We start from the raw sequence: 14,000 nt of genomic DNA, 5'->3' as shown, positions 1-14,000 counted from the left end.
GCCGACCGGCCCGGCCGACCAAGACGCGATCACACTACGATCGTTGAGCCGGATTCAACGACGGGACACCGACGTGCTGGAACGCCACGAGCTGGAGACCTTCCTGACGCTCGCCGAGGAGTTGCACTTCGGCCGGACGGCCGAACGCCTGCGGGTGACGACCGGGCGGATCAGCCACGTGGTCAAGAAGCTGGAACGTCGCATCGGCGCCCCGCTCTTCGCCCGCACCAGCCGGGTCGTGCAGCTCACCCCCATCGGCCGGCAGCTCGCCGACGACCTGGCGCCGCTGGTCGCCGGCATGGACGAGGCGGTACGCCGGGCCGTCGAGGCGGGGCGGGGCGTCACCGGTCGGCTGCGGGTCGCCTTCCTCGGCGAGTGGACCGCCCCGGTGCTGCTCAAGGCCGTCGCCCTGTTCGCGCAACGCCACCCGGACTGCCAGGTCGAGGTGCACGAGGTCCAGCTCTTCAACTCGCGGCCGAGCCTGGTCGACGGCTCGATCGACATCCTGATGGCCGCGTACCCGTTCGACGGCATGGCCTGCGGGCCGGCGCTGCTGGAGGAGGAGCGGGTGCTCGCGGTGCCGGCGGGGCACCCGCTGACCCGGCAGGAGTCCGTCTCCCTGGAGGTGCTCGGCGACCACCCGGTGGTGCAGTACCCGGCGGTGACCTCGGTGGAGTTCAAGCGCGACCGCACGCCCGAGCACACCCCGTCGGGGCGGCCGGTGCCGAAGGGGCCGGCCGGCAACACCTTCTCGGAGATGCTGACGTTGGTCGCGATGGGGCGGGGCGTGCTGCCCGTGGGCGAGCACACCCGGCGCTACTACCCCCGCCCCGACGTGGCGTACGTGCCGATCCGCGACGCGCCGCCGATCCGGCGCGGCCTGGTCTGGCGGGAGAGCAACACCACGGCCCGGATCCGCGAGTTCGTCCGGGCCGCGACCGACGCGAACGGACGCTGACCCGCGCCACGTTCGGCGGATGCCGACCGTTCCGCAACGAAGTCGCCCGCACGCAGCACCGGATGGCATGATCGGTTTCGATGAGGCACGGCGAGTTCCACCATCCGCGGCTGGTCCGGGTCTACGACGCCGAGTGCCCCTGGGGGCGCGACGACGACTGGTTCCTGGCCCGGGTCGACGAGACGCCCGCCGCCCGGGTGCTCGACCTGGGCTGCGGCACCGGGCGGCTCGCCCTCGGCCTGGCCGCCGCCGGCCACACCGTCACCGGCGTCGACCCGGCCAGCCCCTCGCTGGCCGCCGCCCGTGCCAAGCCGGGAGCGGACCGGGTGACCTGGATCGAGGGCACCTCCGCCCTGCTGCCGGAGCGGCCGTACGACGTGGCGGTGATGACCAGCCACGTGGCGCAGTTCTTCGTGGACGACGCCGAGTGGGCGCGTACCCTCGCCGACCTGGCCCGGGCGCTGGTGCCCGGCGGCCGGCTGGCGTTCGACTCGCGCGACCCGGCGGACCGGCGGTGGGAACGCTGGAACCCGGTCGACTCGCGGCGACGCGTCACCCTGCCGGGCGGCGAGATGGTGCGGGCGTGGACGGAGGTGACCGCCGTCGACGGCGGCAGGGTCGCCTTCACCCACCACTACCTGTTCGGTGACGGCGAGGAGCTGCTCAGCTCGGCCACCCTGCGCTTCCGCACGGAGGACGAGCTGCGGAGGTCGCTGCGGGCCGCCGGGTTCGCGGTCGAGCGGATCCACGGCGGCTGGAGCGGGGAGCCGGTCGGTCGGGGCGACGGCGAGTTCCTCGTCCTGGCCCGACGGTATTGATCTTGGGTTGGCGCGCCCGGCCTACCGTGAGGGCCATGGCCAACGCGACGTACGACCGCAAGGAGCAGTTCCAGCAGATCCAGAGCGGACTGCTCCACGGGGAACAGATCATCGCCGTCTACGACGCCGTCGGCACGGGCACGGGCTTCATCGGCCTGACCGACCGACGCGTGATCATCCAGGACCGCTCCTTCGTCGGCAAGCGGTACGCGATCACCAGCATCCCGTACTCGAAGATCACCAGCGTCAGCGTGGTCAGCAACAAGTCCTGGGGCGGCTCGTTCTTCTCCACCGGCGCGATCGCGATCCACGTCGGCACGCACACCTACGAGGTGGAGTTCCGCGGCGCCCAGAAGAGCCACCACGTGCACAACGTGATCCTGCACCACTTGACCTCCTCCCCCGGCTGAAGCCGGGGGATTCCCGTGGCTGACGCGGATTCACGCCGTCAGCCGTTCGGGTGGTTGGCGCTTCACGGACCGCCCAACGGCGAGGTCTCCACGCCCTGTCACCGCCAGCCCGGCGGCGAGAATGTTCTTGGCCGCGTTCACATCGGCGTTGTCCTGATGCCTGCAGGCGACGCACCGGAAGACCGCTTGGCTCTCGCGGGACTCCCGGGCGACATGCGTGCAGGCATTGCAGGTCTGCGACGTGTACGCGGGGTTGACCTTGACGATCTGCGCCCCGTGGTACCGGGCAACATGCTGCAGCCTGAGCAGAAACCCGGCCCAGCCCTTGGCGAGGATGGCCCGATTCAAGCCAGCCTTCTGCCGAACGTTACGCCCGGGCTGCTCGATGGTGCCCTTGGCGCTGGCGGTCATGTTCCTGATACGCAGGTCCTCCACGACGACCGTGCCGTGGTTACGGACGAGCCGCACAGCGGTCCGCGCGGCGAAGTCGGCACGCCGGTCACGGATACGGGCGTTCAGGCGGGCGAGTGCGGCACGCACCGAATCGCGGCGGCCCGACCGACGGTTACGGCCATGAACACGCAACGACCGCGACAACTGCTGCTGCAACCGCCTGAGCCTCACCGCCTCGCCGGGCGTGACGAATTCCTGGTCCCACATGTCGCCGTCGGAGGTGGCGACCGCCACGGCCACACCCCGATCCACTCCCACCGGCGGTTTACCGTTCGGCGTCGCCTCGGACACGCCGTCCTCGACGCAGAACGAGATGTGCCAGCGTCCACCGGACCGGCTGACCGTGGCGTTGCGGATGGTGCCGCCGAGCGGCCGGGTCCAGCGGAACCGCACCGGACCGAACTTCGGCAGGCGCACCTCACCCCACCGCCGATTGAGCCGGCGCACCGCGATGTGGTGTGGGTCGGGAAACCGGAACGACGGCGCGGTACGCGATTTCGACCGCCACCGCACCTTCCACGTGCCGTGCGTTTTGCAGGCCCGTTCCAGGTCTCGCAACGTCTGCTGCAACGTGTGCGACGGAGCGTCGGCCAGCCACGCGCAGTGCGGGTCCTTCTTGGCTTCGGCCATCTGCCGAGCCTGCTCGACGTAGCCGATGAACCCGCCACGTCGACGGTACTCACGGCGCTGCTCCAACGCGGTGTTCCACACCGCCCGACAAACCGCCCCCACCTGCTCGGCATAAGCGACCTGATCATCGGTGAACGCGAGCAGATACCGACGGCCGGTCAGCAATTCAGCGGTCCTTCTGCAACTCGAGGTTGCCGTTCGAACGCGCCGTGACGAACACCCAGCCAACTTACAGCCCAGCGCCAGCTTCTGTCTGTCCGTAATCGGCTCGCTACCCTCACGGCTAAAGCCGGAGTCTGCGCGCTACGCATTTCGATTAGCTGAGCCGGTCGGGCAGGGCGCGGCGCTCCACGCCACTGTGGGACGCGCTCCGCCAGGCGTTCGCGCGGCAGCCGCCCGGTGGGGGTCGGCCCGGACAACCACGGGTTCGTCGGCACCAGCAGGCTCACTGCTGGTCGAGCAGGAACGGCGTGTCCGGGCAGGTCAGGCACACGAAGATGCGCAGCGCGCCATACCGACCGACGACCACGCCGGTCGGCTCGTACGGGTCGTCGTCGTCCGGTGCGCCGTCCGCCCGGGTCGGGCGCCACCGGTCGGCCCCGTGCTCGGAGGAGTCGATGACGAGGGCCAGCGTGGTGGGACCGGCGCACCGGGGGCACGGCGTCGGGAGCAGGTCCGTGAGGCTCCACCGGGCGTACCCGCCGACCTTCCAACCGGGCGCCATGAAGGTGTCGAGGTACTCCTCGTCCGCCTCGGCAAGCGCCCGCAGTTCCGCCGGCAACTCCTCGACGTACGGGTACTCGACGATCTGCTCCGGGTGCAGCCGGCACGGCTGGGGCACGTACCCTTCCGTCCCGGTCTCACCGCGCGGCGGCTCCGTCAGCGTGGCGGTGACGTCCGCCTCCCGCCGCCACCGCAGCTCCACGATCGGCCCCCACGGCGGCGTGTCGTGCTCGAACGGGCACCACAGCACCTGCAACAGGTCCGCCCCGCCGGGCCGGGGCAGGTCGGGGACGTCCGCCGCGCGCAGTTGCGCCAGCGCCACCATCGGGTTCGGCCGGGGGTGGGGTCGCGGCCCGTACCGGTAGCCCACGGTCGGGCCGCCGTTCACCGAGCCCCAACCGCTGAAGCCCGGGCCGACCAGCCGGGCGAGTTCCTCGTGCAGCTCGATCTCGCCGTCGGCCAGCACGTGCGCCACCGTACGGCGGCTCTCCGCCTCCCGCATCCGGGCCAACAGCTCGGCCGGGATCGGCACCTCCTCCTGCACCATGCACGGCGTGGCGCAGGTGGGCCAGGGCTCGTCGGCCGGCCACAGCAGCGGCCCTCCGACGTGGCTCTCGGTGGCCGTGACCGCCCCGCGACGGGGGTGCAGCCGGGTGGCCGTGCGGCCGAGCTTCTCCAGCCCGGGGTAGCGGGCGAGCACGTCGAGTGCCAACGGCGGAGTGATCATGGCGAGATGGTAGGGCTCGCCGCATCCACGGCCGACGCCGGACCACCGTTCACAGTGGACCTTCGGTGCAGCCGCCATCCCGCCGCCGTCCAGCACACCCCCCAGAGCAGGAAGAACGGCGACCACAGCAGCAGGTCCCACCGTGCCAGTTCGCGAGCCAGCACGGCGTGCCCGGCCGGGGGCGGGCGGACTCCGGCCAGCAGCAGCGTGTCGCCGACGAAGCCGAACCCCAGCACCCCGATCGACCGGGCGATCATGAAGACCCCCAGCGTCCAGGCGATCGCGAGCAGCAGGCGGCGCGGGAGGGCCGCCCGCCAGGGCCGCAGCGTCGCCAGCGCGACCACGACGCCGACCACGGCGGCGGTGGCCAACGCCCAGTGGCTCGCCACGAACAGCGGGTCTCGCGCGAGCAGCCGTTCCCGCATCTCCGGGGGCAGCGGGTCCTTGTCGGCGAGCGCGTTGGCCCCCAACGCCTGAGCGAGCTTCATCGAGCCGTACGCCGCGGCGCAGGCCGCCGCCCCGTACGCGCCCCAGCGCGCGCGATCAGGCCGCGACACGCTTCGTCGCCGTCGCGTAGGACCGGATCGTCTCCAGGAGCAGCCCGATCACGACGAGCCCGAGGATCGCGTGGTACCACTGCCAGCCCACACCGATGCCGACGAAGCCGTCCACGACCATGATCATCGCGCCGGCCCCGACGGCCAGCAGCATGCCGGCGAGCGCCAGCAGCATCATCGTCCTCGGCACCCGCCGCCCCAGCGTCGTCACCGTGGCGACGGCGAGGCACGCGGCCAACAACCCGGTAGCGGTCGCCGACCACTGCGCGGTGGCCACGCCCATGACGTCCCGGGCGTAGCTCTCGTGCTCGGCGGCGGACACGACCGGACCACCCGGGAACCCGAGCCGGGACTGCGCGGCGAAGACGGCCTTTCCTGCGGCGTACCCGACGAACAGCACCGCCAGGGCGTACGCCGGCCATCGCCGGGGGTGAACATGATTGACCATGGACACGACGGTATTGGCGGTGGACCCCCGCCCCCTCCCGTCGATGAGGGAACCTCCTCCCTCGCGGGAGGGAGCAGCGGGGGGACTACCGCTCGCGTGGCCGGAGGCCACGCAGCGCCGTGTCCACCACCTGGTCGGCGTATTCGGGGGTCAGTGGGCCGGTGCGCTGGAGCCACCGGTTGAGGACCGGCCCGAACAGCATGTCGACGGCCACGTCGAGTTCGACGTCCTCGGCCAACTGCCCCGCACGCTGGGCGGCGCGCAGGCGCTCCTTCTTCAGCTCCCGCATGGGCTCGTCCAACCGCTTCGCGTAGTCGGCGGCCAGGGCAGGATCGTGGACGATCTCGGTGTGCAGGGCGCGCATGGGCTGGTCGTAGCGCGGGTCGTTCAGTTCGGCGACGGTGGCCCGCAGGACCACCTTCAGGTCGGCCGCCAGGTCGCCGGTGTCGGGTAGGGCTCCACTCTGGCCGTCCTGCCCCTCGGTGGTGAGCGCGAGGAAGGCGTCGAACAGCAGCGCGCCCTTCGACGGCCACCAGCGGTAGATGGTCTGTTTTCCGACGCCGGCGGCGGCGGCGATGCCCTCGATGCTGAGCTTCGCGTAGCCCACCTCGCCGACCAGGTCGAACGCGGCGGCGAGGATGGCTCGCCGTGCCGTCTGGCTGCGGCGGCTGGCGTCGGGGGCGACCTTCTGCGTGGGCACGGGTCCAATCTAGCAAGAGAGACGAGACGGTCCGTCTTGACAGTCGAACCGAATCGGGTATGGTCGCCTCCAACAGCGAGACGATACGGTCCGTCTCGTTCAATCGAAGGGACGCTCATGGAAACCCCAGGCACCGCCGCATCCCGGGTCTGGTTCGTCACCGGGGCCAGCCGTGGCCTCGGCCGCGCCTTCACCGAGGCTGCGCTCGCCGCCGGTGACCGGGTCGTAGGCGCGGCCCGCGACGTCTCGCCGCTCGACGACCTCGCCGCCCGACACCCCGACCGGCTGCTGGCACTGCGCCTCGATGTCACGGACCGCACGGCGGTCCTCGACGTCGTCGCCCGGGCGGTCCGGCACTTCGGCCGGCTCGACATCGTCGTCAACAATGCCGGGGCGCTCTTCGCCGGCATGGTGGAGGAGTTCACCGAAGCCGAGGCCCGCGCCCAGTTCGACCTCAACTTCTTCGGCGCGCTCTGGGTGAGCCAGGCCGTCCTGCCGCACCTGCGGGCCCAGGGCGCCGGACACATCGTGCAGATCTCCAGCATCGGTGCGCTCGGCGGCTTTCCCAGCACGGGGCTCTACAGCGCGAGCAAGTTCGCGCTGGAGGGCATGAGCGAGGCCCTGGCCGCCGAGGCCGCCCCGTTCGGCGTCAAGGTCACTATCGTCCAGCCGGGGGGCTACTGGACGGACCTCTACACCAGCAGCACTGCGACGACCCCGCACCCCGCCTACGACGCGCTGCGCGCGGAACTGGCGAAGCAGTGGGCCGAGGGGTCGATCGACAGCGAGCCACGGCTGGCCGCCGAGGCCCTGATGACGCTGGTCGCCAGCGACGACCCGCCGCTGCGACTGCTACTGGGCAGCATGGTCTACGACCTCGCCTTCGACATCTCCAAGCGACGCATGGACACCTGGGCGGGCTGGGAAGAGGTGAGTCGCGCCGCCGAGAAGGCGGTCCCGGCGCCGGGGGCCGCGCTGACCTGAGCCGTCGTCGCGAGGGCCGAGCGGCGGGTCAGGCGGGCTTGACCTGGGCGAGCTGCACGAGGAGCTGGACCACGCCGTACGCCTCGACGACGTCCCGGCCGGTGAACCGGACCGTCCGCGCTCCGGGGGCGCGCGTAACCCCCGGTATCAGCGTCGCCGTGTCCACGGTGGTAGGGCTGTACAGATCCACCTCCAGGGCCACCGGCCCGGAGATCGTCCAGGGTGACACCTCGGCACGTCCGGCGATGGCAGCCGCTGCCCCCTTCCGGAGCCGGTCCCGGGCCACCGCCGGGTGCAGCACCTCGGCGGCGGCCTGGCCCAGCGCCCGCTTGACGGCGACGGTCGACGTACCGGGTATCAGTTCCCGCACCTCGGCGCAGGCGGCCTCGTCGCCGCTGAGCAGGACGACCGGAACGCCGTGGTGGCCGGCCAGTGCGGCGTTGAGACCGATCTCGCCCACCTCCCGGCCGTCGAGCCGCACGGCCAGGACGGCGTCACTGATCGTGTGGGCGAGCACGGCGGGGCCGGCGCCCGCGCGGGCGTGGTAGCCGACGAACAGCACCGCGTCGACGCCGTCGCCGACTCCCGCCAACATGCCCAGTGGACGCGGTCGACCGCGGATCAGCCGAACGCGGTGGTCAAGATCCTCGGGCAGCAGGTTGCGGAACGGTCCGTGCGCGTCCGCGACGACGACGTCCGCCGACGGCTCGGCCTCCAGCACTCCGGCGATGACGGCGTTCACGTCGGCGGTCATCAGGGCGCGGCCACGCTCGTAGTCGTACCGCTCCGGATTCGTCTCGACGGGATGGACGATGCCCGAGACACCCTCCATGTCGGCTGATATCAGGACCCTCGGCATCCCACACCCTAGCGCGACTCCCCAACGCAGGGGCGCCCCGAGTTGCGGCACAATCCGATCGCCGACCGAGTCATGGTCCTCGTCGCCTCACACTGGTTGACGACGTTTCACGCTGTCTTGTGCCCAGGCTGTCGCCCCAGCCGCACCGCCCCGCCCGGGACCGGCTCACTCGACGTCGGTAGCGGCTTCCAGGAACCAGCCAGCCGCTGGTGTCTCGTCGTAGGTGGATCGGGCATCCCATGCCTGCTGCCAGGCGTCTCCGTTGCCGTCACCGTTTGCAAATGCGGTGAACTGACGGGCCTCTGCCCGCACCTGGGCCGCCTGTTCGGCTGTGATCACATGCAAGACGAGCAGACGAGGCCCTGACAGTTCGGCGTCACGCACCCATTCGGGTACGGCGGAGAACCAGTACTCCCGGCCCTCGTAGCGAGCCAGCCCATCTAACGGTCCGTCGTAGAAGTCCAACACCTCGACGATCTGGACTCCAACGAGCTGAGGCAGATCTTGCAGGACGGCAGGATCAAGATGCACTACTGCGGCTCGCTCAGACGTTGAAGCGGAACTCCACCACGTCGCCGTCCTGCATCACGTACTCCTTGCCCTCAATGCGGACCTTGCCCGCCGCCTTGGCCGCCGCCATCGATCCGGCGGCGACCAGGTCGGCGTAGGAGACCACCTCGGCCTTGATGAAGCCGCGCTGGAAGTCGGAGTGGATGACGCCCGCGGCCTCCGGCGCGGTGGCGCCGACCGGGACGGTCCAGGCGCGCGCCTCCTTGGGGCCGGCGGTGAGGTACGTCTGGAGCCCGAGCGTGCGGAAGCCGACCCGGACGAGCTGGTCCAGGCCCGGCTCCTGCTGACCGATCGACTCCAGCAGCTCGCGGGCCTCCTCCTCGGGCAGGTCCACCAGCTCGGATTCGATCTTGGCGTCCATGAAGACGGCCTCGGCGGGGGCGACCAGGGCGCGCAGCTCGTCGAGGAACTCGGCGTTGCCCAGCTCGGCCTCATCGACGTTGAAGACGTACAGGAAGGGCTTGGTGGTGAGCAGGTGCAGCTCGCGCAGGTGCTCCAGCTCGATGCCCGCGTCCTTGGCACCCGCGTAGAGGGTGACGCCGGTGTCGAGCAGCTCGACGGCCTGCTTGGCGGCGGTCACCGCGGCGGCCCGGTCCTTGCGGAGCTTGGCCTCCTTCTCCAGCCGGGGCAGCGCCTTCTCCAGGGTCTGGAGGTCAGCGAGGATCAGCTCGGTGTTGATCGTCTCGATGTCGTCGGCCGGGGAGACCTTGCCGTCGACGTGCACCACGTTCGGGTCGGAGAAGGCCCGCACCACCTGGCAGATCGCCGAGGCGTCGCGGATGTTCGCCAGGAACGCGTTGCCCCGACCCTGCCCCTTGGAGGCGCCGCGCACCAGCCCGGCGATGTCGACGAACGACACGGGGGCGGGCAGCACCTTCTGCGAGCTGAAGATCTCGGCGAGCTTGTGCAGCCGCTCGTCCGGCAGCCCGACAACGCCGACGTTGGGCTCGATGGTGGCGAACGGGTAGTTCGCCGCGAGCACGTCGTTCTTGGTCAGCGCGTTGAACAGGGTGCTCTTGCCGACGTTGGGCAGGCCGACGATGCCGATGGTGAGACTCACGACGAGCCAGCTTACGCCGGTCACCGCCGCCCTTGGACAGGCAGGTTCCACACCGGCGGAAAACAGCCGCCGGAGATCGCCCGATCGTTGTTACCGTGCCACGGTTCCGCGCGAGCGACCCCAAGGAGGCGGGATGAGCCAGCTACCGGAGCTGTACGTCGCGGTCGACGTGGAGGCGGACGGGCCGATCCCCGGGCCGTACAGCATGATCTCGCTCGGCATGGCGGTCGCCGGCCGCCCGGAGCTGACCTTCTACACGGAGCTGAAGCCGATCTCCGACGAGTTCGTGCCGGCCGCGCTCGCCGTCTCCGGCCTGGACCGGGACCGGCTGCTCCGGGAGGCGCCCCCGGCCGTGGAGGCGATGGGCGCCGCCGCGAGATGGGTCAACGGGCTGCGCAAGATCGGCCGCCCGGTGTTCCTCGCCGCTCCCGCCGTCTGGGACGGCATGTTCGTGCACTGGTACTTCACCCGGTTCGTCGGGCACAGCCCGTTCGGCGCCACCGGTTCCGGTGTCGACCTGCGCAGCTACTGGATGGGGCTGACCGGCTGCGAGTGGGTGCGGACCCGCAAGGGCACGATCAAGCACGAGCTGGGCCTGACCGACGTGCCGCACACCCACCATGCCGGGGAGGACGCCGCCGAGCTGGCCCAGGTCTTCGACGCGGTCCTGCGTCGCCGCGGCCGGGAGCGGTAGGAGTCAGCCGAGCAGGCGCGGCCCGATCGGGGTCTCCCGCACGCTGCCGTCCGGGCCGCGGCTGACCTCGTACGCGCAGACGCCCGGGCGGTCCGCGACCGCCTCGACCAGCCGCTCGCCCCGGTAGAGCAGGCCGGTGCCGTCGTCGGTGCAGTGCGCGGTCGGCAGCGTGCCGTCGCCGACCAGCCGGTGCATCAGCGGCCGGCGCTGCTCCTCGCTGTCGTAGTGCACGCCGTTGCCGTAGGGCAGCCAGCCCAGCCCGTCGGCGAAGCCGCGCAGGGTGGTGCCGAAGCTGTCAGTGGCGCCGCCGGCGTGCCAGCAGATCGAGCCGGCGGAGACGCCGCCCAGCACGACGCCGGCCTCCCAGCATTCCCGCAGGATCTCGCCGAGGCCGTGCACCCGCCACACCGCGCAGAGGTTCGCGACGCTGCCGCCGCCCACCCAGACCACGTCCTGCGCGAGCAGGTGGGCGCGGATGTCGTCGACGTTCGGCATCGGGAAGAGCGCCAGGTGCGTCATCCGGAACCGGCTGCCGGCGAACGCCTCGTAGACCCGGGCCAGCGTGGTCGGCTGGTCGCCCTCGGCCTGGTTGAGGAAGCAGAGCCTCGGCTCGGGCCCGGCGCCGGCCAGCTCGGCGGCGAGGTCGAAGACGGGGTTGACCCGCCGGGCCCCGCCGTCGCGGGGAGCGTAGATGCCCATGCTGGTGGCGAGGATGGTCGGTTCGCTGGCGGGCACGGTCGTCCTTCCGTCGGTGTCGGCACCGCCCATCCTGCCGCGCCGTCGGTCAGTCGCGGGGGCCGGGCTGGCGCGGGACGACCGGCTCGATCCGCAGGGCGCCCGGGGCCAGTGCCCCGGCGGCGGCGAGCGGCAGCGTGAAGCGGCCGTCGGCGGCGGGACCGGCCGCGTACGACTCGCGGAGCATCCAACGCACCTCGTCGGCCGTCCAGCCCAGCCCGGGACGGCCGGCGATCTCCCGGACCAGGCGCAGCGCCACCCGGGTGTCGTCGTCGTAGAAGCGCATGCACCAGTGGTGCACCCACATGCCCAGCGCGCGGAGCCCGTCGGCGTCCAGCGAACGCACCAGCCGACCGCAGGCGGTGTCGCCGAACGCCCGGCCCGGGTCACCGGCCCGGTCCCGCTCGATCGCGCCGACGGCGGACGGGGCGACCGCACGCATCCGGTCGTAGAAGCCCTGCACCACCGCGTCGTCCAGCGGGGGGTGCCCGTCCCGTGTCGACGCCGCTTCCCGACCCGCCACGCTCGCCATTGCCGCACCCCTTCTTGAGTTGGTGGCCCGGACGGTACCGATCACAACCGACACTTTCCGCGCCGGACGTCCCGTTCCCACCCGCACGGCCGCGTCCGATTTCCGCGAGCCGAGGGCGCCGAGCAGGGGCATCATCGGTGACGTGGAATTGGACTTCGAGCGGTGCTACCGGGCCGTCGACAGCCGCGACCAGCGGTTCGACGGCTGGTTCTACACCGGCGTGACCTCGACCGGGATCTACTGCCGGCCGTCCTGCCCCGCGATGACGCCGAAGCGGCAGAACGTCCGGTTCTTCCCCTCGGCCGCTGCGGCCCAGGGCGCCGGGCTGCGCGCCTGCCGGCGGTGCCGGCCGGACGCCGCCCCCGGCTCCCCGCACTGGGACGTCCGGGCGGACGTGGTCGGCCGGGCGATGCGGCTCATCGCCGACGGGGTGGTCGACCGGGACGGCGTTCCGGGGCTGGCCGCCCGGCTCGGCTACACCGAGCGGCACCTGCACCGGATGCTCCGGGCGGAGATGGGCGCCGGCCCCCTCGCCCTGGCCCGGGCGCAGCGCGCGCAGACCGCCCGCACCCTGATCGAGACCACCGGCCTGGGCATGGCGGAGATCGCGTTCGCCGCCGGGTTCGGCAGCGTCCGGCAGTTCAACGACACGGTCCGCGAGGTGTACGGGACGGCCCCGTCCGAGCTGCGTACCGCCCGCGGCCGGTGCGCCGCGCCGGGCGGGGCGGGCACCATCACGCTGCGGCTCGCGTACCGCCCGCCGCTGCACGCGGGGGCGCTGCTGGACTTCCTCGCGCTGCGCGCGCTGCCCGGCGTGGAGGAGGTGCGCGACGGGACGTACCGCCGGGGCCTGCGGCTGCCGCACGGCCCGGGCGAGGCGACCCTGACCCCGGCGGACGGGCACGTGACCGCCACCCTGCGGCTGACCGACATGCGCGACCTGGCCCCCGCGGTGGCCCGCTGCCGCCGCCTGCTCGACCTCGACGCCGACCCGGTCGCCGTCGACGGCACCCTCGCCGCCGACCCGGCCCTGGCCGGGGCGGTCGCCGCCGAGCCGGGCATCCGCCTCCCCCGCTCGGTCGACGGCTTCGAGATGGCCCTACGCGCGATCGTCGGCCAGCAGGTCTCCGTCCGCTCGGCCCGCACCACCCTCACCCGCCTGCTGGACCACCTCCGCCCGCCCGCCCCCGACCCGTCCGACACCGGGGAGGGGCCCGGGCCGTGGCTGGCCGGCTTCCCCACCGCCGAGGAGGTGCTCGGGGCGCCGGACGAGGTGTTCGGGATGCCGGCGGGGCGGCGGGCGACGATCCGTGCCCTGGCCGGGGCCGTCGCCGACGGGTCGCTGGACCTGGCGCCCGGCGGGGACCGGGAGGAGACCGGCCGGCGGCTGCTGGCGCTGCCCGGGATCGGCCCCTGGACCGCCGGCTACGTCGCGATGCGCGCCCTCGGCGACCCGGACGTCCTCCTCCCCACCGACCTCGCGGTACGCCGGGGCGCCGCCGCCCTCGGCCTGCCCGACGACCCGAAGACCCTCGACGCGTACGCCGACCGCTGGCGCCCCTGGCGCTCGTACGCGGTGATCCGACTCTGGAGAGCAGCTTGAGCATGAACGACAGCACCGTCGTCGACACCCCCGCCGGACCGTTCAGCATCGTGGCCGGCCCGGACGGGGCGGTCCGGGCGGCGGGCTTCACCGGCGAACCCGAGCACCTGCTCCCCCTGGTGCACCCGACGCTGCGGGCGCCGCTGCGGCGCCGGGTCGACCTCGGCCCGGTCACCGCCGCCGTCGCGGCCTACCTGGACGGCGAGCTGACCGCGATCGACACCGTGCCGGTCCAGCAGCACACCGGCGGCGTGTTCATGGCGCACGCCTGGCAGGTGCTGCGCGAGGTGAAGCCGGGTGATCCGGTGACCTACACCGGGTTCGCCGGGCTGGCCGGCCGCCCCGCGGCCGTACGCGCCGCCGCGGCGGCCTGCGCCCGCAACGCGGTCGCCCTGTTCGTCCCCTGCCACCGGGTGCTGCGCACCGACGGGACGCTCGGCGGCTACCGCTGGGGGCTGGACGTGAAGAAGTGGCTTCTCGGACACGAGCGGCCGTGACGGGAAGCTGACAGCGGCGCCGCACCCGTTTGCCGCTACCGT

General features: G+C 72.4%; 17 protein-coding genes. 7 read left to right on the top strand and 10 right to left on the bottom strand.

Annotated elements, in window-relative coordinates:
- Positions 1-73: 73 nt before the first annotated feature.
- The 3 genes from AB0G14_RS06515 to AB0G14_RS06505 all read left to right on the top strand — a co-directional run bounded on the left by AB0G14_RS06515 (position 74) and on the right by AB0G14_RS06505 (position 2,186).
- On the top strand, positions 74-958 hold the full coding sequence (locus tag AB0G14_RS06515; protein WP_357694473.1) for a LysR family transcriptional regulator: 885 nt from the start codon (positions 74-76) through the stop codon (positions 956-958).
- An 80-nt stretch (positions 959-1,038) separates the two neighbouring features.
- Complete coding sequence (locus AB0G14_RS06510) at positions 1,039-1,776, top strand: methyltransferase domain-containing protein (protein WP_357694392.1); 738 nt, start codon at positions 1,039-1,041, stop codon at positions 1,774-1,776.
- A 35-nt stretch (positions 1,777-1,811) separates the two neighbouring features.
- A complete protein-coding gene (locus AB0G14_RS06505; RefSeq protein WP_357694390.1) occupies positions 1,812-2,186 on the top strand; it encodes a PH domain-containing protein in 375 nt (124 codons plus the stop codon).
- Between the two features lie 30 nt (positions 2,187-2,216).
- On the opposite strand, the gene AB0G14_RS06500 is transcribed toward AB0G14_RS06505, so the two are convergent.
- The 5 genes from AB0G14_RS06500 to AB0G14_RS06480 all read right to left on the bottom strand — a co-directional run bounded on the left by AB0G14_RS06500 (position 2,217) and on the right by AB0G14_RS06480 (position 6,424).
- The gene (locus AB0G14_RS06500; protein ID WP_357694388.1) at positions 2,217-3,434 is read right to left on the bottom strand and encodes a transposase; all 1,218 of its coding nucleotides are present in this window, start codon (positions 3,432-3,434) and stop codon (positions 2,217-2,219) included.
- 280 nt (positions 3,435-3,714) lie between these two features.
- The gene (locus AB0G14_RS06495) at positions 3,715-4,719 is read right to left on the bottom strand and encodes a hypothetical protein (protein WP_357694386.1); all 1,005 of its coding nucleotides are present in this window, start codon (positions 4,717-4,719) and stop codon (positions 3,715-3,717) included.
- Entirely contained in the window at positions 4,716-5,276 is a 561-nt protein-coding gene (locus AB0G14_RS06490) for a DUF3995 domain-containing protein (RefSeq protein WP_357694384.1), read from the bottom strand. The genes AB0G14_RS06495 and AB0G14_RS06490 overlap by 4 nt, the downstream gene beginning before the upstream one ends.
- Positions 5,263-5,724 carry a hypothetical protein gene (locus AB0G14_RS06485; RefSeq protein ID WP_357694382.1) on the bottom strand — a complete coding sequence of 154 codons (462 nt, stop codon included), beginning with the start codon at positions 5,722-5,724 and terminating at the stop codon, positions 5,263-5,265. Before AB0G14_RS06485 ends, AB0G14_RS06490 begins: the two co-directional genes overlap by 14 nt.
- 85 nt (positions 5,725-5,809) lie before the next feature.
- Complete coding sequence (locus tag AB0G14_RS06480) at positions 5,810-6,424, bottom strand: TetR/AcrR family transcriptional regulator (RefSeq protein WP_357694380.1); 615 nt, start codon at positions 6,422-6,424, stop codon at positions 5,810-5,812.
- Between the two features lie 117 nt (positions 6,425-6,541).
- On the opposite strand from AB0G14_RS06480, the gene AB0G14_RS06475 reads away from it, so the two are divergent.
- A complete protein-coding gene (locus AB0G14_RS06475; RefSeq protein WP_357694378.1) occupies positions 6,542-7,408 on the top strand; it encodes an SDR family oxidoreductase in 867 nt (288 codons plus the stop codon).
- Positions 7,409-7,436: 28 nt separating this feature from the next.
- On the opposite strand, the gene AB0G14_RS06470 is transcribed toward AB0G14_RS06475, so the two are convergent.
- The 3 genes from AB0G14_RS06470 to ychF form a co-directional block, all read right to left on the bottom strand.
- Positions 7,437-8,267 carry a M55 family metallopeptidase gene (locus AB0G14_RS06470; protein ID WP_357694376.1) on the bottom strand — a complete coding sequence of 277 codons (831 nt, stop codon included), beginning with the start codon at positions 8,265-8,267 and terminating at the stop codon, positions 7,437-7,439.
- Positions 8,268-8,432: 165 nt separating this feature from the next.
- Positions 8,433-8,798, bottom strand: a complete 366-nt coding sequence (locus tag AB0G14_RS06465) for a hypothetical protein (protein WP_357694374.1) — start codon at positions 8,796-8,798, stop codon at positions 8,433-8,435.
- Between the two features lie 13 nt (positions 8,799-8,811).
- Positions 8,812-9,897: a redox-regulated ATPase YchF gene (ychF, locus tag AB0G14_RS06460; protein WP_357694372.1), complete on the bottom strand. Its 1,086-nt coding sequence runs from the start codon at positions 9,895-9,897 to the stop codon at positions 8,812-8,814.
- 133 nt (positions 9,898-10,030) lie between these two features.
- Between ychF and AB0G14_RS06455 the strand changes: the two genes are divergently transcribed.
- Positions 10,031-10,591: an exonuclease gene (locus tag AB0G14_RS06455; RefSeq protein WP_357694370.1), complete on the top strand. Its 561-nt coding sequence runs from the start codon at positions 10,031-10,033 to the stop codon at positions 10,589-10,591.
- Positions 10,592-10,594: 3 nt separating this feature from the next.
- On the opposite strand, the gene AB0G14_RS06450 is transcribed toward AB0G14_RS06455, so the two are convergent.
- Positions 10,595-11,359, bottom strand: coding sequence for a peptidase E (locus tag AB0G14_RS06450; protein ID WP_357694368.1), 765 nt, complete (start codon positions 11,357-11,359; stop codon positions 10,595-10,597).
- Positions 11,360-11,375: 16 nt separating this feature from the next.
- Positions 11,376-11,858: a hypothetical protein gene (locus AB0G14_RS06445; RefSeq protein WP_357694366.1), complete on the bottom strand. Its 483-nt coding sequence runs from the start codon at positions 11,856-11,858 to the stop codon at positions 11,376-11,378.
- Between the two features lie 142 nt (positions 11,859-12,000).
- Here AB0G14_RS06445 and AB0G14_RS06440 point away from each other — a divergent pair, with 142 nt between their 5' ends.
- Both AB0G14_RS06440 and AB0G14_RS06435 read left to right on the top strand, forming a co-directional pair.
- Positions 12,001-13,461 carry an AlkA N-terminal domain-containing protein gene (locus AB0G14_RS06440; RefSeq protein ID WP_357694364.1) on the top strand — a complete coding sequence of 487 codons (1,461 nt, stop codon included), beginning with the start codon at positions 12,001-12,003 and terminating at the stop codon, positions 13,459-13,461.
- Entirely contained in the window at positions 13,458-13,958 is a 501-nt protein-coding gene (locus tag AB0G14_RS06435; RefSeq protein WP_357694362.1) for a methylated-DNA--[protein]-cysteine S-methyltransferase, read from the top strand. The genes AB0G14_RS06440 and AB0G14_RS06435 overlap by 4 nt, the downstream gene beginning before the upstream one ends.
- Positions 13,959-14,000: the final 42 nt, after the last annotated feature.

This window comes from Micromonospora sp. NPDC023814 (assembly GCF_040639595.1).
GTDB lineage: Bacteria > Actinomycetota > Actinomycetes > Mycobacteriales > Micromonosporaceae > Micromonospora.
This window is presented reverse-complemented; position numbering and strand designations above follow the sequence as displayed.